This is a genomic window from Haladaptatus sp. CMAA 1909 (assembly GCF_043952005.1).
Taxonomy (GTDB): domain Archaea; phylum Halobacteriota; class Halobacteria; order Halobacteriales; family Haladaptataceae; genus Haladaptatus.
The window spans coordinates 1,269,682-1,290,534 of the sequence record NZ_JBIOAV010000001.1 but is presented as its reverse complement, the minus strand read 5'-3'; the positions used below and the strand labels follow the sequence as shown (position 1 = coordinate 1,290,534).

Sequence of the window (20,853 nt, the reverse complement as noted above, 5' to 3'; positions counted from 1 at the left end):
ATTCGGAGATGCGCACCGGTGGTCTAGTGGCAGGACCTGAGCCTTCCAAGCTCATGGCACGGGTTCAAATCCCGTCCGGTGCATTTTCCGAGCGCTACTTCCCGAGCGACCGGTTTTCCGTGTCGCTCGGCTTTGGAGCGAGGAAAGGAACGAGGGATTTGAATTAGACCGGACACAGCCCGCACAGGGTGTGTGCGAGTGGCGAAGTTGCCGAGTAACGCTCGGCAGTCAGCCGGACTTCGTCCGGCGAAGCTACGAGCAGGACTGTCCAGACGTTGTTCAAATCCCGTCCGGTGCATTCTACGACGATCGATCTCCGAGTCGCAACTATCGTGTCAGATGATTCAGCCCGTTTAGCAGTGACAATTAAACCGGTACACTCCGTCGTTCGAACTGAACGATGACGGACCCGGACACGATTTCGACCTACCAGTCCGCGGTCGAGGAGTATCGGGAACTGCACGCCGATCGAACGGGCGTCGAGCCGTTGGTTGAGCGATTTCTGGCGGCAGTGGAGGAAACGGCGGGAGCGAACGCCCGCATCGCGGACGTCGGCTGTGGGCCGGGGTGGGAGTCCGCGACGTTCGGGGAGCACGGTCACGACGTGGTCGGTATCGACCTCACGCCGAACTTCCTCCGTGCGGCCCGGGACGTCGCCCCTGAAGCGATGTTTGCACGGATGGACATGCGCCGCCTCGCTTTCGAATCGCGGTCGTTCGACGGACTGTGGGCCTGTGCGTCGTTTCTCCACGTCCCGCGGGAGGATGCCCCCGAAACGCTGGCGGCGTTTCGCCGGATACTCGAACTTGGAGGGGTGTGTCTGCTCTCGGTCAAGCACGGCGACGGCGAAACGAGCGGCGACGTGTACGATGCGGACGAACGGCGGTTCACGCTCTATCGGCCCGACGAGTTGCGAACGATGGTGGACGGTGCCGATTTCACGGTCGAATCGGTCGATTTGGACCCAAGCGGGTCGTGGGTCCAACTGCTGGCTCGGGCCTGAGAATGGGTTTCTACACCAGCGTTCGCGCCAGTCCGCCGACGGTTCCGAAGACCAACGGAATCGCCACCGCGAGGGCGGTTATCCGTCCCATGCCGAGGGTGGGGGAGAGCGACCCATGGAGCGCGAGGAGGCCCGAAAAGACGAGCAGGGAGAGGACACCGAACCCGAATCCGGTGAGGACGCCGCGTTTCGGGGTCAGTGCGGGGAGGCTGACCAGCGCGCCACCGACCAACAGGCCGAGCCAGTGGGTCCACGCGAGGCCGAGGCCGATGGCACCCCCGGCAACAACGGCTGGTATGCGGTAGGTCGGATTTGCCCGAAGTTCGTCGAGTCGTCTCATTCGTCCCCTCCGAATTCGACGGCGACGTCGCCGCGAATCTCGTGTGACATCGGCTTGTACTCCGTGTTCGCCCACCGTCGCAGTTGGTCGTGGTAGTGGTCCGAGAAGTAATCACCCGAGTTGCCGCCGGGGAGGATGGCCCGTGAGTCGCCCGCTATCGGACAGATCATCCGCCAACTGCTGCCCACCGCCGAGTTCTTTCTGTAGTTGTTCACGGTGTGGCTCGACCCGTCCGTGACGAGGACGGGATAGTTCAGAAACGACTGGTCGAAGGGGTGCGTGATGGCTTCCGTCGTGTTGTAGTCGCCGTAGGTCTCGTTTTCTCCTTCTTCGACTCGTTTCCGTGCCGTTCGGAGGGCTTGGACCATCGTCTCCTCGCGTCCCCCGCTTCCGAACCAGCGCTCCCCGTCGAGGTGTGCGAGCACCCAATCGCGGGGATGGTACCCCTCGCCCAACCCGGCCTCATCGAACGTGTCGGCGAGAACCGCCTCGCGGTAGGCGTCGAACCAGCGGACGAACAGCAAAGCGGCCTTCGAATCGCGTTCCATCCTGTAATCCCAGCCCGAGAGCGTTTCGACCGCCGATTCGAGGCCGTCCTTCCCTCGTGCCGCATCGAGGAGGGTCGGAACGAGCGCTTCCGCCCGCTTGTCGAGCGTGTCGTCCTGTATCCGCTCCATCGTATTCACGTCCACGTCGCCGTCGTTCGTCGCCTCGTCCAGCAGTTCGTAGATTCGCTGGCCGCGATAGGGACTGGCGTACCCTTCGGAGAGAAACGGGTCGTCCGTGATTCGCTGGTTCGCGGTCGCGATCACGGCCGGGTCGGTGACGTGCGGTTTCTCGTCGAACGGAACGAACCCCTCCCACGTCGAGACGCCGAAGGGTTCGAATCCCTTCCACTCTCCCTCGCCCGCGGAACCGTCGAAAATACGGCCGCCGCGGACCTCCTCGCCGTCGACCGTCCGCCGAGGGATCCGCCCGGTGACGTAGTAGAGCGTGTTGCCGTCCCGGTCGGCGTAGACGAGGTTCTGCGTCGGTTCGTCGAAGCGCTCGGTCGCGGCGCGGAAGTCCTCCATCCCGTCGCTCGTCGCGTACTCGCGGATCGCTATCGTGGACTCCGTCGCCGTGTGCCCCGTCCACGCGACGCCGACCCGATAGCCTTCGCGTTCGAGGACCGGCCCGTGGACCGTCTTCCGCACCGTCGTCGTCCTGTTCTCGCCGTCGGCGACCTCGATTTCCCGTTCCTCGACCCCGAACTCGCGCCAGTCACCCCCGTAGCGATACCGATTGCCGTCGGTTTCGTACCGGTAGAAGTCGATGACGTCCGCACCGGCGTTCGTGAACCCCCACGCTCCGGCGTGGTTCTCGCCGATGATGACGAACGGGACGCCCGGAAACGTCACCCCGCGGACGCGCATGTCCCCTCGCTTCAGGTTCATCTCGTACCAAACCGGTGGGGCCATCAGGGACAGGTGCGGGTCGTTCGACACGATGGGCTTCCCGCTTTTCGTGTGTTTCCCCGAGACGAGCCAACTGTTCGACCCGATACCGCGGACGCGTTCGAACCCGCCGAGCCAATCGAGCAACGGCGCGCCGACGACTTCTGACTCGGTCGCGCCGCGTTCTCGACGCACGTCGTTCGCCGTCGTTCCCTCGCTCGATTTTCCCTCGTCCTTTCCTCGGATGACCGGAGAGTCGTGGCCGAGTCGCTCGGGATAGAGGTCCGTCGCGGCTTCCGGGCCGAGTACGGAGGCGACCTTCGCGCGACGGAGGGTGAGAAAGCTTCCCGTCAGCGTCCACGAGATCTGTTTTTCCATCAGCATCGTATCCTCGGGCGTCCACCTCTCGGGGTCGTACTCCAAGAGGCCGAACTCCAGCGGGAGCGGTTCGTTCTCGATAAAAGCGTTCACGCCTGCCGAAAACGCCCGGACGAGTTCCGCGGCGTCCGGGTCCGCATCGACGACGTGGCTCCACGTCGTCTCGGCCGCCCCGGCGAAATCCATCTGCACGTGGAACTCGTCGGAGTCGGCCGCTAATTCGCCGACGACGGCCGCCACCCGTCCGCGCATCAATCGACGCTGCAAATCGAGTTGGAACAACCGGTCCCGCGCTTGTGCATAGCCGACCGCAAAGTAGAGCGCCGCCTCGTTCTCGGCCGTGATGTCCGGCACGCCATCCCCGTCGTAGCGGAGTTTCGCGGACCCGTAGTCGCTCTCGACGGACCCGTTGACGTCGTTCGTCGCGCTCGCCCACGCCGACCCGCTCAGGGGAGCGAACCGCCGGAGGTAGCTCCGGACGGGCGAGAGGGACGCGCCGACGGCGGTCCCCCCGATTATCGCGCCGACGAGGGTACGGCGCGTGATGTCGTCGTCCATACCATGAAATGTGACTTCGCCGAGATAAATATCACCGCCCCCTGCCCTCAATTATAAACGAATAACGCGTTTTATCCCGTTGTAATCGCCGTAAGCGGACGCCGAACGTTCCGTTTTCCTCACGACCGAATCCGAAATCGCCAAAAAATTCCCCCGAATCCGCTATCCAGCTAGCAGACGTAGCCGGTGCGCCAGCGTTCGACCGAAACGCTGTGCATGGGGATGCCGTGTTTCTCGAACAGGTCGTGGATCTCGACCAATAATTCCTCGCTCACATCCTCGGGGGAAACCGCGCCGAGGCGGAGGAGCGTCTGTTCGGTGGCGATACGTTTTTCCGGAGAAGGTTCGTTGTCGGACATGCTTCAGGCCTCTGAAGCAAACGGGGTCAGTGCTACTACACTGGCCTTTCGGCGGATACCCCGGTTTGCTTCGTCCGATATATCAGATTCCGGTGAGTTAATTCTATTGGTTCGGAGGGTCGCGGAAGACAGCGCGAACACACCGTCTCAATAATCGAACGCGGTGCGAGTACCCATCTCCGGTCCCGACACAGCCACCCGCTACAGCTCCGCCACGGCCCCGCCACACCCTACTTCCACGGGTTCGACGTGAGGTCGGTCTGCACCGCGGTTCCCACTTCGATTCGGCAGTCGGTTCGCGGGTAGGCGATACAGAGCAGGACGTAGCCGTCCGCCAACGAATCCGGTTTCAGCGCCCGTGGTTCGCGTTCGTGTTCGACTTCGCCGGACAGCAGGCGACCGGTGCAGGTCGCACACGCTCCCGTCCGACAGCCGAAGGGAAGGCCGACGTTCTCTCGTTCGGCCGCCTCCAGCACCGATTCGGCGTCGGTCGCGCGAATCGTTTCCGTCCCGCCGTTGCGCCAGTGGAGTTCGACGCGATGTGCGTTCTCCCGTTTCACTGCCACACGTCGCTCGTGGTGTCGCCGTCGGGCCACCGGATTTCGTGCGCCCGAGCGGGACCGTTCGGCATCTCTCCGAAGTCCACGAGGAAGTCCTCGTCCAGCGTCATCGTCCCCTTTCGTGGGTCCACGTCGGCTTTGAGCATCACGGACCCCTTTTCGGCCTCCTCCGGGTAGAACTGGTTGTCCCACGTGGAGAACAGCGAGGTGGTCCAGTACAGCCGTTCGCCGTCGATGCTGAGTTGGAGCATCTGCGGTCCCGCGACGACGGGCCTATCGTCCTCGCCGGTGGGGTGGCGCGGGCCGTACAACCCGCCCGCCCAGAGTTGGTCGGCGAGGCGCGGGTTCGACGGGTCGCTCACGTCGTACATCCGAACGTCGCCGTGGAGCCAGTTCGAGAAGAACAGGTAGCGATCGTCCATCGAGACGAGAAGGTCGGTGATGAGACCCGGCACGGGCATGTCCCAGTCATCGTGTTCGCGCGGTTCGATGTCGATGACCTTCTCCGCGAACCACTCCTTCTCGCGCTCGTAGAAGTGGAAGATGTTGGACGAGAGCGCCGCGCCGACGTAGCCGTGGGCCGACTCGGGGCTGTGCAGGAATCGGACTTCCAGCGGGATCATTCCCTCCTCGCCGAGGTCGATGGTCTGTTGAAGCTGTCGTTCCTGCCAGTCCCAGAAGTGGAGTTTGTGGCCGTACTTGCCCGCCTCCACGTCCTCCAAGTCGAAACCCGGATAGTAGGTCTTCGGCGCGGCCCACTCCGAGGAGACCATCACGTTGTGGCGTGGCTGATACCAGAAGTCGTAGTTCATCCCGATTTCGCCCGGCGGATCCCACCGTCCCTCGATTTCGAAGTCGTCGTTCAGTTCGAGGAAGCCGCCCGGCAGGTCGCCGTCCTTGTCGCCCAGCATCGAGATGAGGATCTCCCCGTCGGGAATACAGTGGACGGTGTGCGGTGCCGAGAGGTCGTACTCGTACACATCCTCCGGTTCGATGACCTTGACGATTTCCGGGTTCTCGCGGTCCTTCGTGTCGATGATGTGCAACCGCGAGGAGCGCTGGCCCGGAACCACGAGGTGGCGTCGTTCCAACCCCTCGACGTGGCAGGACGACGAACAGGCGTTCCACCCGAAGTGGTGTAGTTCGTCGCCCTTGTTCGGCATCTCCACCCGGTCTATGACCTCCGTGTACGTGTCGGAGTCGGGATTCACGTCCACGACCGACAGGAAGTCGGGCGCGTCCACGTCGGTTCCGACGTACAGCGACGGGACGTAGGCTATCTCCTCGCGTTCGCTCTCCTCGATGGCGGCCTGCGGCGTGGCGTATCCGGGCCCCTCCACGTCGTGGTGGTGTTCGTGGTGCTCGTGTGCTCCGCTTTCGGATGATTCGGTATCGCTCATTGTTCCCCAATGTCCTTCGGTAGCAGTCGTCGTGACGAGGGGCTTTGCGGCAAAAATTGCCCATTTGTCGGCACACACCGTTTTCGTCACACCGGAAACCACACCATCTTTCCAACATTCGCAGACGATCGTATCGATTAATATCTATCCCGTGTTATTTCCCACGACTTCGAGAAGGACCGTCGTACGCGATACACAGATCATACATCGTCATTTCTGTCCCTAAATATATATTTTATGACTATTTGGGCACCGGTGAAATATTTTCGAAAGGCCAGAACCACTAACGGTTTCGGTTGAGAACGACACGACGTGCTGTTCCCTACATCGGTCATCGTCGGCGTGCTGGCTTCCAGCGCGTTGGTGATAGGGAGTTCCCTCGGCGCATTTTGGACACCGCCGGACGACATCGTCGCGGCCGCGCTGGCGTTTTCGAGCGGGGCACTCATCACGGCGTTGACCTTCGACTTGTTTCAAGAGGCGTTCGAGATGGGCGGCCCGTGGTGGGCCGGGGGCGGACTGATGGCCGGTGCGGCGGTTTTCGTCGGCACGGATGAGCTCATAGACCGTTTCGCTTCGAGCCAGTCGGGATTCGCGCTGTTGGCCGGCGTCACCCTCGACGGCGTCCCCGAGAACACCGCCCTCGGCGTCACGATAGCAGGCGGTGGGAACGTCCACTATCTCACCCTGCTGGTCGCCATCTTTGCCTCGAACCTCCCCGAGTCGCTCAACGGCGCGACCGACATGCGCGGACAGGACTACTCGAAGTACGAAATCATCGGCCTCTGGGCGCTCGTGGCCGGACTGTTGACCGCCGCGGTCGTTATCGGCAGCATCGTCTCGGCCGGATTCGAGGACAGACTCCTCGCCGCGGTTCGCGCCTTCGCCGGCGGTGCAGTGCTCGCGTCGCTGGCCGCGACCGTCATGCCGGAAGCGTTCGACGAGGGCGGACCGCTCGTGGCGCTGGCGACGGCCGCCGGGTTCCTCCTCACGTTCGTTTTGACGGCCTAAAAGCCGGTCGCACCGCTCATCGTCGTCGTTCTCCGAAAAATACCGTACCGCGTCAGTGGCTTATTCGTACAGCCACTCGGCGTCGACCGCTTCGTAGTCGACCAGTTCGTCCTCGTCGAAGAACAGGTCGATTTCGCGTTCGTTCGCTCCCTCGTCCTCGTGGTCCGAACCGTGAATCACGTTTCGGCCGAGGTCGAGACCGAAGTCGCCGCGGATGGTTCCCGGGGCGGATTCGGCTGGGTCGGTTTCGCCCATCATGCGGCGAACCTGTCGTGTCGCGTCCTGCCCTTCCCAGACCATCGCAAAGACCGGTCCGGAGGTGATGAACTCGACGAGGCCGTCGAAGAACGGCTTGCCCTCGTGTTCACCGTAGTGGTCGTGGGCGAGTTCCTCGCTGATCTGCATGAACTTGCCGCTGACCATTTTCAGACCGCGGTCCTCGAATCGGGAGACTATCTCGCCGATGAGGCCGCGCTGAACGCCGTCGGGCTTGACCATCACGAAGGTCCGTTCGCTCATTCGTTACCACTCTCTGCTTGGCCTTGCTCGGTCCATTCGAGGTCGCGCGGTTCGCGACCGAGGTCGGCGTTCTTCTCACACTTCGCCGAGCAGTAGTGGATGGTCGTTCCGTCTACGCGGACGAACATCGTTCCCGTTCCGGGTTCGATGTCGCTTCCGCAGTAATCACACTCTCGCGTCTGTGGCATTATTGTCCTCCGATGGAGTCTGCCTCGCGTGCGGTCTCTCGCAACTGGAGCACGTCGCCCTCTCGGACTGGTCCGAGACAGTTGCGAGTGATGATGCGCCCTTGGTTACCGCCTTCGCGGATGCGGCATTTGACCTGCATGGCCTCGCCGTGCATCCCCGTCTTACCGACGATTTCGATGACTTCGGCGGAGGTGGAGTCCTCGTTTCCGGTCTCTTCAGCACTCATCGTCTACCACCTCACCGAAGTTCCTCGACCTTCGAGGCGATGTCGTCCACGTCGTCGCTGGCTTCGCCAGCGTCAACGATGGCGGCGGCAGCGCTGCCGACTTCGAGTCCGGCCGCGTGACCGACATCGTCCTGCGTCTCGACGAAGATGAAGGAGATTCCCTTCTCGTCGGCGAGTTCGGGCAGGTGCATGACGATTTCCTCGGGCTGGACGTCTTCTGCAACGTAGATGAGGTCGGCGTTGCCACGCTCGACAGCCTTGGTCGTCTCGTTCGTTCCTTTCTTTACACTTCCTGTGTCCCGTGCGACTTCGAGCGCGTCGAGCGCTCGGTCCTGCAAGTCGGCTGGGACGTCGTAGTTGACGTATACTGGCATAGGTTGTTCACCTCCCTACGCGCTGGCTCAGGCTCCCCTGCCGGATGAGTCCTGTGCGGCTAGGAGCATCATCAACCCCGCGTAGGTTGTACCCTCCAGTAGAGTATGCCCCCATAAAAACGCTTTCAAATCATCGACGGGGTGGCACGGTTGCGCACACGCTTCTGTCCCCCGATTTCGACCGATTATTGATGCGAGTCGAACTCGGGTTTCCATTCGTCGCGGAGGAGTCCGTCAAACAGCGTGTCGTGGTACGTCCCCCGAAAAAACACGTGTTCGCGTAGTCGGCCCTCGCGTTCGAACCCGAGGCGCTCCGCGAGCGTTCGTGATCCGTCGTTGAAATTACCGATTTCAAGGCAGAGGATGACAAAAGGTTTCAATTTATCGGAAGAGGGGACAAAATCCCGTCCGAAACGTTTCCGACGAATCCGAACACCCGTTTTGTGGCTTCGGCACGTACGTTCGTCCATGAATGGGGGGCGGACATGAGTACCGAAACCGCGACGGAGGAACAGGACCATCATCTTCCGGCACCCGACGATTGGCCGAAGGGGTTCGGTGAAGCGTCGTGGTGGCCCTTCGTCTCCGCGGTGGGCATCGTCGGACTGTACGTCGGCGCGGGACTGTACGTGTTGAGCCACGGCGGAAACTCCTACGTCCCGCAAATCTCCAGCCCGATTCTCTTCGTCCTCGGGACGGCGGTGTTCCTCGTCGGCATCTACGGCTGGCTGTACCACGGCTTCGTGGACCACTACTGGCACGAGGAGGGACACGGACAGACGAAGCTTCGATGGGCGATGACGCTATTTCTCGGGACCGAAGTGGCGACGTTCGGCGCGGGGTTCGTCTACTACTTCTTCATCCGCGTGGGGACGTGGCCGCCGGCAGGACAGGCGCTCCCGGACGTGCTGACTTCACTCGTCCTCGTCAACACGCTCATCCTGATTTCGAGCAGTTTTACGCTCCACTATTCGCACATGTCTCTCCTTCGTGGAAACCGGGAACGGTTCATCGTCTTCCTCGGCCTGACGATTTTGCTGGCGCTCGTCTTCCTCGGCGGCCAGATTTACGAATACAACCTGTTCATCATACACGAGGGGTTCACCATCACGTCTGGCGTCTTCGGGAGCGCCTTCTTCGGCTTGACCGGACTCCACGGACTTCACGTGACGCTGGGTATCGTCCTCATGAGCGTTCTGTTCATTCGGGCGGCGTACGGACAGTTCTCGTCGGAACGCGATACCTCCGTCACCACCGTCACGATGTACTGGCACTTCGTGGACGCCGTCTGGATCTTCCTCGTCGTGGCGCTGTACGTCGGGTCCACGCTTTCCGGGTGACTAACGACCATGACACTCTTTGTCATGGCCAAAAAACATATACGGAACGCGCGCATCCGTTTAGATGGCGAGGTCCCCGCATTAAATGCGAGTGGGTTGACGCCATCACGTAACCCCACCTCGCCCGACTCCTGGCTTTTGTCCGACCGAAGAGAAACATCCATGCGACGGACCGACCAAGGTCCGCTGTGAACGTCTCGTCACTGGTGACATCGCTTCTCGAAGAGGCCCGACGGTCGAACGAGCGACGGCTACTCGTCCTCGCGGGAAACCGCGAAAAGGGGTACGAAACCGCTCGGAGCGCGCTCGCCGGTGCGGGAATCGCCGACGAAACGACCACGCAGGTCGGCCCGCGACGGGTCCTCGACTGTGAGCAAGTGAGCCAGCGTCGCGCCGGAACCCTCCTCGGAACGACTCACGAGGCCATCGTCTTCGACGCCCACGACGAACTCCAACCGAACGCGCTGGGCCGAGTCGTCGGCGCGGTCGACGGCGGCGGCCTGTTCGTTCTCCTTACGCCTCCCCTCGATTCGTGGCCGACCCGCAGGGACGACTTCGACGCGACGCTCGCGGTGCCGCCGTTCGAAGTCGAGGACGTAACCGGACATTTCCGACGACGATTCGTCTCCCTCCTCCGCGCACACCGCGGTATCGCCATCGCGGACGTGGATTCGGAAACCGTCGAGGACGACGGTCTGACGCACCCCGCGCCCCGACTCGACGACCGGGAAAGGGGGGAGGCACCCCCGACGGCGACTGTCGCGTTTCCGCAGGCCGCCGTCGAGGCCTGTCTGACCGACGACCAAGCCTCGGTGGTCGGCGCCTTCGAGGCGCTCCGCGACCCGAACACCGCCGTCGTCGTCGAGGCCGACAGGGGTCGGGGAAAGTCGAGCGCCGCCGGAATCGCCGCCGGGAGTCTCGCCGCCCAGGGCCAGAACGTGCTAGTGACGGCGCGAACCTACCGGAGCGCCCGCGAGGTGTTCGTCCGCGCTGCCGCGCTGCTCGATTCGATGGACGAACTGGCGGACACGGACCACGAGCCACCGACGCGAATCGCGGCGAAATCGGGCGGTACGGTCCGATTCGAGAAGCCGACCGACGCAATCGACCGCGTTGGGTCTTCGAGCCAACGGAATGACCGCGTTGGGTCGGGAGATGAACGAGACGAAACCCCCGACGTCGTGTTCGTGGACGAGGCTGCCGCCTTCTCGGTGCGTCTGCTGGAGCGGTTTTTGAACTTCTCCCGTGTCGCGTTCACCACGACGATTCACGGCTACGAGGGTGCCGGACGGGGATTTTCAGTGCGATTCCGAGACCGACTCGACGGGAGCGACCACGACGTGACCGACGTGACGCTGGACGAACCGATACGGTACGCGGCGGGCGACCCGATAGAGGTCTGGGCGTTTCGCGCGCTCGCCCTCGACGCCCGCCCCGCGGTGGACCCGCTCGTGGCCGACGCGACGCCCGAGGAATCGGAGTACCGGATGCTCGACGCGGACGATTTGCTCGCCGACGAGAACCTGCTCCGGGAGGCGTTCGGTCTGCTCGTCCTCGCACACTACCGGACCGAACCGGCGGACCTCGCCCGACTGCTCGACGCCCCGAACGTTTCGGTGCGGGCACTCCGCTGGAACGGTCATGTCGTCAGCGTCGCCCTGCTGGCACGTGAAGGAGGCCTCCCCGAAAACGTCCGCGAACACATGTACGACGGCGGGCGCGTGAAGGGCAACATGCTTCCCGACGTGCTGACGACGCAACTCCGTGACTTCGAGGCGGGAATCCCCGTCGGGATGCGAATCATGCGTATCGCCACCCACCACGCCGTGCGCTCGTCGGGGTTGGGGTCAAAACTCCTCGCGTCCATTCGCCGGGAGTTCTCCGGCCTCGATTGGCTCGGAACGGGGTTCGGTGCGACCCCCGAACTGCTTCGCTTCTGGCGGGACAACGGCTATCGAACGGTACAACTCTCGACCACGCGCAACGACGCCAGCGGGGAGTACTCCGCGCTCATGTTCGACCCGATTTCCGACGCCGGATACGACCTGTACGACCGTCACGCGCGTCGGTTCGTGGGACGGATTCCCTCGGTGCTTTCGGACGTGCTCGCCGACATGGATCCGGACGTCGTTCGCGAAGCCCTCCGGGCGACGGACGCCGAGGTTTCCCCGTCGCTCACCGACTGGGAGTGGCGACTCGTCGCCGCCAGCGCCTACGGACCGGGGCAGTTCGACCACGGTCCCGCCCCGTTCCGAACGCTGGTCGTGAAACACCTCGTCGACCCCGACGACACCGGCGACCTCGACGACACCGAGGCGCTTTCGCCGCGACAGGAGCGGTTGCTGGTGCGGAAAGTCCTCCAAGCCCATCGCTGGCCCGCGGTGGCCGACGAACTCGGCTTCCACTCGGCCGGCGAAGCGATGCGAGCGTTGGGTGCGGCGTTTCGGCCGCTCGTCGACCTGTACGGAAAGGAGGCGGCGGTGGAAGAGAAACGACGCTATTCGGACTAATCGAGTCGGTTGTCGCCGACGATTTCGTCGGGTCCGGTCGTGAGGATGTGACGGCTCACCGTTCTGTGGGCGCGTCGAAGTCGCTTGGACAACGCTTGCTGGCTGATATCGAGTTGTTCCGCGAGTTCGCTCAGATTCGTCTTTCGGGGTACTTCGAAGTAGCCCGCGTCGAGTGCGGCGTTCAACGACGCACGCTGTTTCGCCGTGAGGAGGAACTGCCCGTCGACGGTCGGCGTTTCGGGCGTGTGCAACCGCTTCAGTTCGATCGTCACGTCGTGGTGGGTCAGGTCGGCTTGGAGTTTCGAGATGTGGTCCCGGTGTTCGAACCGCATTTGGAAGTCCCAGCCCTGCTTTGCGGCGGTTCCCGTGAGGATGACCGGGTCGCTTTCCAGCACGTCCTCGACGGTCGATTTCGTCTCATCGGCCCACTCGATTCGATACAACGAACCGTACGGAATCTCCGTGAGTTTCGTCACCGACACCGTCGTCGGATCGGCACGGAGTTCCTTCTCGACGGCGGCCGCCGCTCCCCCACACACCCAGATGTACGGAAGGACACGACTGGCGGGATGGGCGACCATCCGCTCGATTTCGACGGCCAAGTTCGGAATCGCGTCGAAGGTCGCGGAGAGCGCGAACTCCTCCGTTGGGATCGTGAACTCTGCAATGACGCTCATTCCTTTGATTCCCTCCAATGCCTGAGACGAGCGGCCATATCAAGGATTTGCCTCGATAAGGATGCGACCGTCGCTGAGAACGACCACTTCACACTCACAGTAGGTAAAGGTAACTCGCCCGGTATCTCTCATGCGACCACCCCAACTGTTCGCGAACAGTTCGTCGAGTGCGTCGGCGTTGACGGTCTCGAAAAGCGGCGGCATCTCGTTCGTTTTCGTGTTCGTCACCGCCGCCGTCGCGGTGACGACACCTTCCGTGACTGTCTCGTTGGGATCGATGTCGTACACAAAATCGGCATCGTTCTCCAACTCGGCAACGTCCATAGCAAATGCAATCGCGCGGCGTCCCTGAAACGCGGGGTTATTCTTGAAACCCATTTATAACGCACGTTTCAATCCGTCCAAAAAACCGGCGGTACCGCCATGTGGCTTCAATCCGTGATTCCACTCGATGGAGTGTACAGAAGACGGTTGTGAAAACGAAGCAGCAGTTAGACTCCACGTTCCGTGGAACGAAAACCGCGTCGTCTGTACGGGCCACGCGAGAGTGCTGGCACGACAGGACGGCGTGGTCGCCGAACCGTTGGACGGCGTCGACTGGGAGTGACGAAGGGACGGGACGAATGCGTGCCGACGGTATCTTCGATTCCTCCGGCGGATGACGCAGACTTCGTGTTTCCCACCCGTAGTTGACGACGGTGACGACGGAAACGATACCGTCGGAATCAGCAGGGAATACGAAGCCCTCCTTCGGCGACGCCTCAGTCGCCCTTCATCCGCCAGGCCCGCACCTGCCCTTCCCCGCCGAGGACGTCGCTCGCCGAACTGGCTCGCTTCGTCCTCGTGGCTGTATGGACGGTGAAAATGCGAGAAACAGGGACGGGAAATCCCTTATTCGTGGGCGAAGTAGGTCAGCGTCTCGCCGTCGTCTTCGTTGTCTCGCGCCACGCTATCGACTCGCGCGAATCCGACGCGTTCGAACTGCACGATGTCGTCCACGTCCGCCTCCGCGAAGTCGGGTTCCGCCTTGCCCTCCACGTCGCCGTCCATGGTTGGCATCCGGACCGGGACGTTCGCCCCGGCGGGCACCCAGTGAATCACGTCCACGCCCTCCTCGCGGACGGCGCTGATGTCGTCGCCCGTGTACTGGAGCGCATCGCGGGTGTGCTGGAAACAGCCCAATCCCTTCAGCCAGACGCGCTCGCCGTGGTCCGGGATGTCGTCGGTTTCGATGAGCACGGCCTCGCCCGCCGGGATGTGACGCGTGCCCCTGTCCTCGTGGTCCGGGTGAACCGGCGGTTCCGCCGCCTCGGGGTAGTCGCCGATGAGCGGGTATTCCACTCCCCCGCGGACGAAGAAGAAACGCGGCGCGTCGTCGTCCACCAACTCTCGGTTGTTGGCGTAGATGGTGCTCATCGCCAAATCGACGTTGCTGGTGGAGGTGCCGAGGCCGACCATCGCCTCGCGGATGGCTTCGCCGCGAATCCCGCGCCTGCGAACGCTCTGGAGCGTCGGCGCGTGCGGGTCGTCCCACCCGTCGAGTTCGCCCTTCTCGATGAGTTCCTTGATGGTCGAGGTGGACATCTTCACGTCGTACTCGTCCACCTGCACGTGCCCCCAGTGGATGGTCTCGGGATACTCCCAGTCGAAGTAGTCGTAGACGAACCGCTGGCGTTTCGCCGAGTCCTGCAGGTCGATGCCGCGGATGATGTGGGTCACGCCCGTCAGGTGGTCGTCCACGCCGGACTGGAAGTCGAGCATGGGCCAGCAGCGGTAGTCGGCAGCCTCCGGACGCGGGTGGGGCGTGTCGATGATTCGGAACGCCACCCAGTCGCGCAGGGCGGGGTTCTTGTGTTCGATGTCCGTCTTGACGCGGAGCACCATCTCCCCGGACGAATACTCACCGTCGATCATGTCCTCGAACTCGGAAAGCGTCGTTTCGGGGTCCTTGTCGCGGTGTGGACACGGCTTCGCGTCGTTTTTGAGGTTCGAGAACTCCTCGCCGGAACAGGAGCAGGTGTACGCACCGCCCTTCTCGATGAGGTCGCGCGCGTGGTCGTAATAGATTTCGAGGCGGTCGCTGGCCTTTATCACCTCGTCCGGCTCGAAGCCGAGGTAGTCGATATCCTCCAGAATCGCGTCGTAGGCGTCCATGTCCGGGCGCTTCGTTTCCGGGTCGGTGTCGTCGAAGCGCACCAACATCTCCCCGTCGTAGAGGTCCTTGTAGGTGCCAATGACGGCGGGCATCCGACCGTGGCCGATGTGCCACGGTCCGTTGGGGTTCGGCGCACAACGCATCCGAACCTCGTCGTACTCCTCCGCGTTCGGCAGGTCGGGAAGCACCTGGTCGTCCTCCTCGTCCTCGGCCTCCAACTCCGCCACGAGTTCGGCGTCGAGTTCTTCGAGTCGATCGCGGCGACCCTCGGCGTCCAACTGGTTCACCTGCGCGACGACCTTCCCCGCGATTCCCGGCACTTCGCCCCCGTGTTCGCGGAAATCGGGATTCTCGCCCATCAGCGACCCCATGATGGCACCGACGTCCGCGTCGCTGTCGTGTTTCAACGCGTTGAACAACGCGTGTTTCTCCGCCTCCGTCTCGATTCGCGTCCGCAACTCGTCGTCCATTACGGGGTTCTATTCCCGCCCGTCTCAAAACTCCCGCGAATCGCACGTGGTCGGAAACGACACTGCTGGCGCTCATCGACCTTCGTCTCGGAAAAACCGACGGTACCTCAGTAGCCGCGTTCGATGAGGTAGTCGGCTATCTGTTCGAGCAGGAAGCGGGACTCGTTGTCCGGCAGGACGCTCAAATGGTCCTTGCCGCGTTGGACGAGTTCCTGTGCCTTTTCGGTGGCGTAGTCGATGCTTCCGGCCGCTTCGAGGCGCTGTACCGCCGCATCGATTTCGGCTTCCGTCACGTCGCCGACATCGTCGGTTTCGACCAGCGAATCCACGTCCACACCCTGACTGCGGGCGTGAAGCGTGATGATGGTCTGTTTGTTCTCCACAAGGTCGCTTCCCCGCTGTTTGCCGAGTTTGTCGCTCGGAACGGTCAGGTCGAGCACGTCGTCCTGAATCTGGAACGCCCGTCCGACGTCGATACCGTATCGATACAGCGCTTCCGTCGTTTCCTCGTCTGCACCGAGGAGGACCGCCGGAACCTTCGCCGCAGCACCGTAGAGCACCGCCGTCTTGTTCTCGATCATTTCGAGATACTCGTCCGGGAGGACGTCGGGACGCTCCTCGAAGGCGACGTCGAGCGCCTGTCCCTCACAGATTTTCGTACAGGTTGATGCGAGTACGTCGAGCGCGGTGACACAGCGGTCCGGCGTGGCGTCCGTCTCCAGCATGATTTCGAACGCCTTGGAGTAGAGCGTGTCACCGGCCAGAATCGCCGTCTCGGTGTCGTAGGCGCGGTGAACGGACGGAACGCCGCGGCGCAGGTCGTCGTCGTCCATGATGTCGTCGTGGATGAGCGTGAAGGATTGTATGACCTCGATGCTCACCGCGGCGGCCATCACGTTCAGTTCGGTTCCGTCGAGCGCCGGGAACTTCCGGTACGCCTCCGACATCGGTTCGACGTCGGCGAGCGCGTCCGCGACGAGCAGGAGAACCGTCGGACGAAGCCGCTTTCCGCCCGCGTCGAGCAGATAGCGGGACGCCTCGTAGAGACGCTCCGGTTCGACGATCGGAAGTTCCTCCTCGATGGCCGCGTTGACCAGTTCGCGGCGCTGTTCGACCGTCTCCATGACGAGTTCTTCGCGTGACTCCGTACTCGCGTCAGTCATTTCACTCCACCAGCTGGATGAGGTTGCCGTTTCGCGTCGCGTGAAGGTCCCGACCGAGGCGGTAGCCCTGGGATTCACAGAGGTCCACGTACGGCGCGTAGCCCTTCATGTCTTGGTGAGCTGGGATGACGTTTTGCGGTTGGAGCGCGTCGAGCATCTCGTAGTGGCCTTCCTCGCGGAGGTGGCCCGAAACGTGCACGTCGTCATAAATCCGTGCGCCCTGCATCTTCAGGAGGCGCTCGGACTGGTAGCGCTGTCCTTCGTTCGTCGGTTCCGGGATGACGCGGGCCGAGAAGACGACCTTGTCGCCGTTGTCCAACTGGTACGGCGTCTCGCCGCGACCCATCCGCGTCAGCATCGCGCGCGGCTCACCTTGGTGGCCGGTCACGATGGGGAGGTAGTTCTCCTTGCCCTCCTTCATGATGCGTTTGAACGTCCGGTCGACGGATTTTCGGTGGCCGAACATGCCGAGTTCCTCCGGGAAGTCGACGAAGTTCAGGCGTTCTGCGGTGCCCGAGTACTTCTCCATCGAGCGTCCGAGGAGGACGGGCGTCCGTCCGATGTCCTGTGCGAACTCGACGAGGCTCGTCACGCGGGCGATGTGGCTGGAGAACGTCGTCGCCACGATACCGCCGTGGTAGTCCTGCATGCTGTACAGTACGTCTTTGAGGTGACGACGAGCCACGGATTCGCTCGGCGTGCGACCCTTGCGGCCCGCGTTCGTACAGTCCTCGATGTAGGCGAGGACGCCGGGGCCTTCGCGTCCGATTTCGCGGAAGCGCTTCATGTCGATGGGGTCGCCGAGGACCGGCGTGTGGTCCATGCGCTTGTCGAGGCCGTAGACGATGGCACCCTCGGGGGTGTGAACCACCGGGTTGATGGCGTCGATGATGGAGTGAGTGACGTTGACGAACTCGAGTTCGACATCGTCGCCCAGCTGCATCGTCTCGCCCGCTTCCATCTTGATGAGGTCGTTTTCGACCCCGAACTTCTCCTCGCCCTGAATCTGCTGTTTCACCAGTTCGATGGTGAACGGGGACGCGACGACGGGCGCGTTGTACCGGTGGGCCAGTTTGCTTATGGCCCCGATGTGGTCCAAGTGACCGTGTGTCGGAACGATGGCCTTCACGTCGCCCTCCAGATCGGACATGACGCGGTCGTCCGGGATCGCGCCCATGTCGATGAGGTCGAGGCTGTGGAGTTTCTCTGTCTCGACGTTATCGTGGAGAAGCACCTTCGACAGGTTCAGTCCCATGTCGAAGATGACCACTTCGTCGCCCGCGCGCACGGCAGTCATCTGCCGTCCGACTTCTTCGTAGCCGCCAATTGTTGCGATTTCGATTTCCATAGTTTGCTTTCCTCAAGCATTGAAACGCCACGCGGCGTGGCGATTGCGTTGCTCACTGAAATCCTCGCGGGGGCCGCGAGCGTCAGACCCCGGCGTCTTACAGCACGTCGGTCTGGCACTCGCGCGCGGCGGGGTGCCGCACACCCGCGAGTTGCCCAGTCTGCTAGCGCCTACGCCCCGGGGTAATAAAAACTGCCGGGATTGTGTTCGTCGGGAGCCAATACCACGGGACACCACCGTCGCTTTCGGCGTCTATACGCGGTGCGAGGTTTGGTAACCGAAGAAAATGAGTGGAACGATTCATTTCGTTCGGCGGACTGACTAGCCGGAACGCGAGGATACGACGGCACTGTTTCGGCTCGCTGGTGGACTCCGAACGAAGTTCTACTTCGGTATACGTTCGATAACTATAGTAATATATTAGATTAAATAATTCAGTTAAGTGTGGCAATAATTATGTAGATAGAGTTAACATAAAATATCGGATGAAATTAAAAGCGGTGCTGTTGAGTTTAGTAGTCGTACTGTCCACGTCGGCCGTCTGGGTCGGCGGCGCTGTCGCAACGCAACCGAGCACGAGCGATAGCCTTCAACCGACCGTCTTCGAACCGAAGACGAACGTAAACAACTCCACGAACGGCGACGGTCCTCAGCGGGCCGAACCGTCACAGGAGTCGCTCGACAAACCCGTCGATTTCGACTCGGCACCCGAGTCGTTCACGACGACCGACGAAGGGAGCGGGGCGTCCGGTGGGTTCTCCATCCTCGCGCAGGACTCCTCGTCCATCGTCATGGACCCGTCCGACGACGAGACGGACCCTGACCTCATCGGGACGACGAAACAGTACCTCGGTTCCGACAACGACAGCTACTACTTCAAGAACTTCACGCTGCTGTCCCTCGGCGACCACGTCGAGATATGGGTCGCCCGCGACCTGACGTGGCCCGAGAACGACTCGCGGACCGACCCGACCATCTCGGAACAGCAGGCCGAAGCGCTCCGCACGCAGTTCGAGGAGAACATGTACGAGACCGAATCGGACGTGTTCGGCACGCCCGACGCCCGCAACGGAACGGAGGGTCTGTTGGAGGAGATCGGTGCCGTTCCCGACGACTACTACCACACCGAGAACGGGACCGGGAAGACCGTCCTCCTGGTGGACAACGTTCGCGACGAGAACTACTACAACGCGTCGTATCCCATCTACACGGCCGGGTTCTACTCGCCGACCATCCAGCAGTACACCGACCGCAACGTCGTCACCCTCGACGCTAAGGGATGGAACGAGGTCAACGAGACGAACGACGAGGTCGGCTACGAGGGAACGCTCGCACACGAGTACCAACACCTCATCCACAACGACCTCGACGGCGACGAGACCACGTGGGTGAACGAAGGCATGTCCGACTACGCCGAGGTCGTCACCGGCTACGGCGTCTCGGAGGGACACGTCCAGGCCTACGAGGAGATGCCTTCGAACTCCCTGACCAACTGGGAGGACCAAGGGGCCATCAACGTCCTCTCGGACTACGGCATCGCGTTCAGCTTCCAGATGTACTTGAGAGACAGGTACGGCACCGACTTCATCAGTAACCTCGCACACGAGGAGGCGAACGGCATCGAGGGCGTCGAGAAGACCCTCGACGAGACCGGCGCGAACACGGACTTCTACGACCTGTATCAGGACTTCTCGACCGCGGCGGTGCTCGATTCGTCCGAGCGCCACGTGCGGGACGAGTACGACATCGACGGCCTCGACCTCAACCTCAACACGTCGAACGACGTCGGCACCGCGGGTGCGTGGGGGACCAACTACAAGGAGGTCGACACGTCCGACAAGGGGCCGATAACGGACGTGACGCTCTCGGGAACCGACTACATCGGCACCCAGTGGCAGAACGCGACCGACCCGGTCACCGGCGAGGGGCAGGTGCTGTACTCCGGGTCAGGCACCCTCCTCGACCGGTTCGCCATCACGAAAGCCAACCCCTCGAACGGCGATTCGACGCTGTCGTTCGAGACCTACTACGACATCGAGGAGAACTGGGATTACGGCTTCGTGCAGGTCTCGACCGACGGCGGCGAGACGTGGGAGAGCCTCGAATCGAACCGAACCGACGACTCGCCGAACCCGGACGCGCATCCGACGATCAAGGAGAACGCGCCGGGATACACCGGCAACACCAGCGGCAAGTGGGTCGAACAGTCGTTCGACCTCTCCGAGTACGAAGGGGAGGGCGAGGTCCTCATCGCGTTCCGCTACGCGACGGACTGGGCGACCACCCACCCGGGAATGTACGTCCGTAACGTCGAGGTCGGCGGCGAGAGCGTCCCGACCGACACGACGGACTCGTTCATGAGCCTTCGCGAGGCGACCGCCGACGAAATCGAGTACCAGTTCACCTTCATCGGTATCAAGGAGAACGGCAGGGCCAAAGTCAAACAACTCGACATGCGGACCTTCTCCGACGACGAGGAACAGGAACTCCACCATTTCCTCCGCAACGGCAACTTCGAGAAGGTCATCGCCGCGTCGACCTGGGCGGCCCACCCCGGCGAAGGGGGCCGCGTCCCGGTTAGCGTCGAGTTCGAATACGCCCGTGACGGCCACGGCGGACACGGACACCACGGCGGCCATGGTCATCACGGCGGTCACGGTCATGGTCATCACGGTGGGCACCACGGCGGCCACGGCCATCACGGAGGACACGGTCACGGCCATCACGGCGACGACGACCACCACGGACACGACGGACGCCACGGGGGTCACGGACACCGCGGCGGCCACCACGGCCACGGCTGGTAGAATCGCGAACGTATCGTTCGGCACTTTTTT

At 62.6% G+C, this 20,853-nt stretch carries 21 protein-coding genes and 1 tRNA gene; 7 read left to right on the top strand and 15 right to left on the bottom strand.

Annotation, left to right across the window (positions count from 1 at the left end):
• The first annotated feature begins 12 nt into the window (after positions 1-12).
• Both ACGYLY_RS07210 and ACGYLY_RS07205 read left to right on the top strand, forming a co-directional pair.
• Positions 13-83, top strand: a tRNA-Gly gene (locus ACGYLY_RS07210).
• Positions 84-400: 317 nt separating this feature from the next.
• A complete protein-coding gene (locus ACGYLY_RS07205; RefSeq protein ID WP_395282312.1) occupies positions 401-1,003 on the top strand; it encodes a class I SAM-dependent methyltransferase in 603 nt (200 codons plus the stop codon).
• 10 nt (positions 1,004-1,013) lie between these two features.
• Here ACGYLY_RS07205 and ACGYLY_RS07200 read toward each other — a convergent pair whose 3' ends face one another.
• The 5 genes from ACGYLY_RS07200 to ACGYLY_RS07180 form a co-directional block, all read right to left on the bottom strand.
• Positions 1,014-1,343, bottom strand: a complete 330-nt coding sequence (locus tag ACGYLY_RS07200; RefSeq protein WP_395282313.1) for a hypothetical protein — start codon at positions 1,341-1,343, stop codon at positions 1,014-1,016.
• Positions 1,340-3,715, bottom strand: coding sequence for a penicillin acylase family protein (locus ACGYLY_RS07195; protein WP_395282314.1), 2,376 nt, complete (start codon positions 3,713-3,715; stop codon positions 1,340-1,342). The genes ACGYLY_RS07200 and ACGYLY_RS07195 overlap by 4 nt, the downstream gene beginning before the upstream one ends.
• Before the next feature lie 170 nt (positions 3,716-3,885).
• A complete protein-coding gene (locus ACGYLY_RS07190) occupies positions 3,886-4,074 on the bottom strand; it encodes a hypothetical protein (RefSeq protein WP_395282315.1) in 189 nt (62 codons plus the stop codon).
• 230 nt (positions 4,075-4,304) lie between these two features.
• On the bottom strand, positions 4,305-4,634 hold the full coding sequence (locus ACGYLY_RS07185; protein ID WP_395282316.1) for a 2Fe-2S iron-sulfur cluster-binding protein: 330 nt from the start codon (positions 4,632-4,634) through the stop codon (positions 4,305-4,307).
• Positions 4,631-6,034 (bottom strand): selenium-binding family protein, encoded by a 1,404-nt coding sequence (locus ACGYLY_RS07180; RefSeq protein ID WP_395282317.1) that lies wholly within the window; start codon positions 6,032-6,034, stop codon positions 4,631-4,633. Before ACGYLY_RS07180 ends, ACGYLY_RS07185 begins: the two co-directional genes overlap by 4 nt.
• Positions 6,035-6,346: 312 nt before the next feature.
• Here ACGYLY_RS07180 and ACGYLY_RS07175 point away from each other — a divergent pair, with 312 nt between their 5' ends.
• Positions 6,347-7,045 carry a ZIP family metal transporter gene (locus ACGYLY_RS07175; RefSeq protein ID WP_395282318.1) on the top strand — a complete coding sequence of 233 codons (699 nt, stop codon included), beginning with the start codon at positions 6,347-6,349 and terminating at the stop codon, positions 7,043-7,045.
• A gap of 60 nt (positions 7,046-7,105) precedes the next feature.
• Here the strand turns inward: ACGYLY_RS07175 and ndk are convergent, their stop codons facing one another.
• From ndk to ACGYLY_RS07150, 5 genes are all read right to left on the bottom strand, one after another.
• Positions 7,106-7,564 (bottom strand): nucleoside-diphosphate kinase, encoded by a 459-nt coding sequence (gene ndk, locus ACGYLY_RS07170; RefSeq protein WP_395282319.1) that lies wholly within the window; start codon positions 7,562-7,564, stop codon positions 7,106-7,108.
• Positions 7,561-7,752 (bottom strand): 50S ribosomal protein L24e, encoded by a 192-nt coding sequence (locus ACGYLY_RS07165; protein ID WP_395282320.1) that lies wholly within the window; start codon positions 7,750-7,752, stop codon positions 7,561-7,563. Before ACGYLY_RS07165 ends, ndk begins: the two co-directional genes overlap by 4 nt.
• Complete coding sequence (locus tag ACGYLY_RS07160) at positions 7,752-7,979, bottom strand: 30S ribosomal protein S28e (RefSeq protein ID WP_231183709.1); 228 nt, start codon at positions 7,977-7,979, stop codon at positions 7,752-7,754. Before ACGYLY_RS07160 ends, ACGYLY_RS07165 begins: the two co-directional genes overlap by 1 nt.
• A gap of 11 nt (positions 7,980-7,990) precedes the next feature.
• On the bottom strand, positions 7,991-8,353 hold the full coding sequence (rpl7ae, locus tag ACGYLY_RS07155) for a 50S ribosomal protein L7Ae (RefSeq protein ID WP_231183708.1): 363 nt from the start codon (positions 8,351-8,353) through the stop codon (positions 7,991-7,993).
• 185 nt (positions 8,354-8,538) lie between these two features.
• Positions 8,539-8,733: a GNAT family N-acetyltransferase gene (locus ACGYLY_RS07150; protein WP_395282321.1), complete on the bottom strand. Its 195-nt coding sequence runs from the start codon at positions 8,731-8,733 to the stop codon at positions 8,539-8,541.
• A gap of 105 nt (positions 8,734-8,838) precedes the next feature.
• Between ACGYLY_RS07150 and ACGYLY_RS07145 the strand changes: the two genes are divergently transcribed.
• Positions 8,839-9,693: a heme-copper oxidase subunit III gene (locus tag ACGYLY_RS07145; RefSeq protein ID WP_395282322.1), complete on the top strand. Its 855-nt coding sequence runs from the start codon at positions 8,839-8,841 to the stop codon at positions 9,691-9,693.
• 188 nt (positions 9,694-9,881) lie between these two features.
• Positions 9,882-12,203 carry a tRNA(Met) cytidine acetyltransferase TmcA gene (gene tmcA, locus ACGYLY_RS07140; RefSeq protein ID WP_395282323.1) on the top strand — a complete coding sequence of 774 codons (2,322 nt, stop codon included), beginning with the start codon at positions 9,882-9,884 and terminating at the stop codon, positions 12,201-12,203.
• Here tmcA and ACGYLY_RS07135 read toward each other — a convergent pair.
• Both ACGYLY_RS07135 and ACGYLY_RS07130 read right to left on the bottom strand, forming a co-directional pair.
• Positions 12,200-12,880 (bottom strand): helix-turn-helix domain-containing protein, encoded by a 681-nt coding sequence (locus ACGYLY_RS07135; protein WP_395282324.1) that lies wholly within the window; start codon positions 12,878-12,880, stop codon positions 12,200-12,202. The genes tmcA and ACGYLY_RS07135 overlap by 4 nt on opposite strands.
• A gap of 39 nt (positions 12,881-12,919) precedes the next feature.
• Positions 12,920-13,258 carry a HalOD1 output domain-containing protein gene (locus ACGYLY_RS07130; protein ID WP_395282325.1) on the bottom strand — a complete coding sequence of 113 codons (339 nt, stop codon included), beginning with the start codon at positions 13,256-13,258 and terminating at the stop codon, positions 12,920-12,922.
• A 73-nt stretch (positions 13,259-13,331) separates the two neighbouring features.
• Between ACGYLY_RS07130 and ACGYLY_RS07125 the strand changes: the two genes are divergently transcribed.
• Positions 13,332-13,487, top strand: a complete 156-nt coding sequence (locus ACGYLY_RS07125) for a hypothetical protein (protein ID WP_395282326.1) — start codon at positions 13,332-13,334, stop codon at positions 13,485-13,487.
• A gap of 284 nt (positions 13,488-13,771) precedes the next feature.
• On the opposite strand, the gene ACGYLY_RS07120 is transcribed toward ACGYLY_RS07125, so the two are convergent.
• The 3 genes from ACGYLY_RS07120 to ACGYLY_RS07110 all read right to left on the bottom strand — a co-directional run bounded on the left by ACGYLY_RS07120 (position 13,772) and on the right by ACGYLY_RS07110 (position 18,016).
• The gene (locus ACGYLY_RS07120; protein WP_395282327.1) at positions 13,772-15,505 is read right to left on the bottom strand and encodes a glutamate--tRNA ligase; all 1,734 of its coding nucleotides are present in this window, start codon (positions 15,503-15,505) and stop codon (positions 13,772-13,774) included.
• A 107-nt stretch (positions 15,506-15,612) separates the two neighbouring features.
• Positions 15,613-16,668, bottom strand: a complete 1,056-nt coding sequence (gene idsA3, locus ACGYLY_RS07115; protein WP_395282328.1) for a geranylfarnesyl diphosphate synthase — start codon at positions 16,666-16,668, stop codon at positions 15,613-15,615.
• A 1-nt stretch (position 16,669) separates the two neighbouring features.
• Positions 16,670-18,016: an RNase J family beta-CASP ribonuclease gene (locus ACGYLY_RS07110; RefSeq protein ID WP_395282329.1), complete on the bottom strand. Its 1,347-nt coding sequence runs from the start codon at positions 18,014-18,016 to the stop codon at positions 16,670-16,672.
• Between the two features lie 485 nt (positions 18,017-18,501).
• Here ACGYLY_RS07110 and ACGYLY_RS07105 point away from each other — a divergent pair, with 485 nt between their 5' ends.
• Positions 18,502-20,823: a peptidase M6 gene (locus ACGYLY_RS07105; RefSeq protein WP_395282330.1), complete on the top strand. Its 2,322-nt coding sequence runs from the start codon at positions 18,502-18,504 to the stop codon at positions 20,821-20,823.
• Positions 20,824-20,853 lie beyond the last annotated feature (30 nt).

Excerpts from the sequence above, each read along its gene's own strand:
- ACGYLY_RS07205 (WP_395282312.1), top strand. The coding sequence starts at position 401 with ATGACGGACCCGGACACGATTTCGACCTACCAGTCCGCGGTCGAGGAG.
- ACGYLY_RS07200 (WP_395282313.1), bottom strand. The coding sequence starts at position 1,343 with ATGAGACGACTCGACGAACTTCGGGCAAATCCGACCTACCGCATACCA.
- ACGYLY_RS07195 (WP_395282314.1), bottom strand. The coding sequence starts at position 3,715 with ATGGACGACGACATCACGCGCCGTACCCTCGTCGGCGCGATAATCGGG.
- ACGYLY_RS07190 (WP_395282315.1), bottom strand. The coding sequence starts at position 4,074 with ATGTCCGACAACGAACCTTCTCCGGAAAAACGTATCGCCACCGAACAG.
- ACGYLY_RS07180 (WP_395282317.1), bottom strand. The coding sequence starts at position 6,034 with ATGAGCGATACCGAATCATCCGAAAGCGGAGCACACGAGCACCACGAA.
- ndk (WP_395282319.1), bottom strand. The coding sequence starts at position 7,564 with ATGAGCGAACGGACCTTCGTGATGGTCAAGCCCGACGGCGTTCAGCGC.
- ACGYLY_RS07165 (WP_395282320.1), bottom strand. The coding sequence starts at position 7,752 with ATGCCACAGACGCGAGAGTGTGATTACTGCGGAAGCGACATCGAACCC.
- ACGYLY_RS07160 (WP_231183709.1), bottom strand. The coding sequence starts at position 7,979 with ATGAGTGCTGAAGAGACCGGAAACGAGGACTCCACCTCCGCCGAAGTC.
- rpl7ae (WP_231183708.1), bottom strand. The coding sequence starts at position 8,353 with ATGCCAGTATACGTCAACTACGACGTCCCAGCCGACTTGCAGGACCGA.
- ACGYLY_RS07145 (WP_395282322.1), top strand. The coding sequence starts at position 8,839 with ATGAGTACCGAAACCGCGACGGAGGAACAGGACCATCATCTTCCGGCA.
- ACGYLY_RS07135 (WP_395282324.1), bottom strand. The coding sequence starts at position 12,880 with ATGAGCGTCATTGCAGAGTTCACGATCCCAACGGAGGAGTTCGCGCTC.
- ACGYLY_RS07130 (WP_395282325.1), bottom strand. The coding sequence starts at position 13,258 with ATGGGTTTCAAGAATAACCCCGCGTTTCAGGGACGCCGCGCGATTGCA.
- ACGYLY_RS07125 (WP_395282326.1), top strand. The coding sequence starts at position 13,332 with ATGGAGTGTACAGAAGACGGTTGTGAAAACGAAGCAGCAGTTAGACTC.
- ACGYLY_RS07120 (WP_395282327.1), bottom strand. The coding sequence starts at position 15,505 with ATGGACGACGAGTTGCGGACGCGAATCGAGACGGAGGCGGAGAAACAC.
- idsA3 (WP_395282328.1), bottom strand. The coding sequence starts at position 16,668 with ATGACTGACGCGAGTACGGAGTCACGCGAAGAACTCGTCATGGAGACG.
- ACGYLY_RS07110 (WP_395282329.1), bottom strand. The coding sequence starts at position 18,016 with ATGGAAATCGAAATCGCAACAATTGGCGGCTACGAAGAAGTCGGACGG.
- ACGYLY_RS07105 (WP_395282330.1), top strand. The coding sequence starts at position 18,502 with ATGAAATTAAAAGCGGTGCTGTTGAGTTTAGTAGTCGTACTGTCCACG.